At 40.3% G+C, this 1,065-nt stretch carries 1 protein-coding gene; it reads right to left on the bottom strand.

Annotated elements, in window-relative coordinates; all coding sequences use genetic code 11:
* Window positions 1–1,065: IS1182 family transposase (locus B6A27_RS18345; protein ID WP_139788182.1), on the bottom strand; the 1,065-nt coding region annotated here is incomplete at both ends.

Genomic DNA, 1,065 nt, shown 5'->3' with positions numbered 1-1,065 from the left:
GTTCTCGTACATAGGATCCATAAGGAATGAGAAAATCCAATCGAGGCTCTTTCTCATCACCAATCGCATATACATAGTTTTCTTCACTGCCATATCCTGCATCCGCGATGACTGTTTTGGGCATCGGTAAAGAAGTAGCCGCCAGTTTCTCCAAATGTGGGATAAAACAACGCGTGTCTGTAGGTCGTTGGTGAATCGTATAAAACAAGATAAACTGATTCTCTGTCCCTATTTGCACGTTATACCCTGGCTTGAGCTGACCGTTTTTCATATGATCTTCTTTCATGCGCATGAAGGTTGCGTCTTTGTCTGTTTTGGAATAACTGTTACGGTCGCCAAAGATTTCGTTCTGTTCCTTGTATGTAGCTAGTCGTGGTAAGAAATTTTCCCGAATCAGCTTTAAAGGTTTTTTCCATTTCCTGCATTCTTGGCGCTTTTCCTTACGAATCTTTGTCTCTGGTTCCTTTTCTATTTCCTCTGTTAGCGTTTCAACTTTTTCTTCTATCTCCTTAGCGACTGTCTCTAAATGATGTTCGGTGATCTCTTCACGTTGTTCGGTTTCCTTTTCTCCCGTTCCAGCTTCTAATGGTGTCAATTCATGAATGTACTCAAGTGTTTCTTGAATTTTTTCTTTTAATGTTGCTTCCCATTTCTCTGTTGATTTTTTCCACACGAAAGAATACTTATTGGCGTTGGCTTCCATCTTGGTGCCATCCAAAAAGTAGTTTTCCATTGTGATGTACTTTTCTTCAATCAATTTTAGAATCATGGCTTCAAATAACTCATCCATCAAGGCTTTCATCCGTTCTCCGCGGAACTCATTGATCGTGCGGAAATCTGGTTGTTGCATCGCAGCTAACCATATGGCAGGAAGATTTTCTTTTATTAGTTTTTCGATTCCACGGCAGGAATAAACCTTTTGGGAATAACTATACAGAATGATTTTAAGCATCATTTTGGGATGATAGGAACTTCTGCCACCACCTTTATAATGAGAAAACAATAGCTCATCTGGTACAGATTCCACCATTTCGTCCACTACTCGTGCGACGTGATGTTCTGGTA

The organism is Anoxybacillus sp. UARK-01 (assembly GCF_002075365.1).
Lineage (GTDB): Bacteria > Bacillota > Bacilli > Bacillales > Anoxybacillaceae > Anoxybacteroides > Anoxybacteroides rupiense.
Note: the sequence above shows the minus strand (reverse complement) of the source record. Positions and strands in the feature narration are given on the sequence as shown.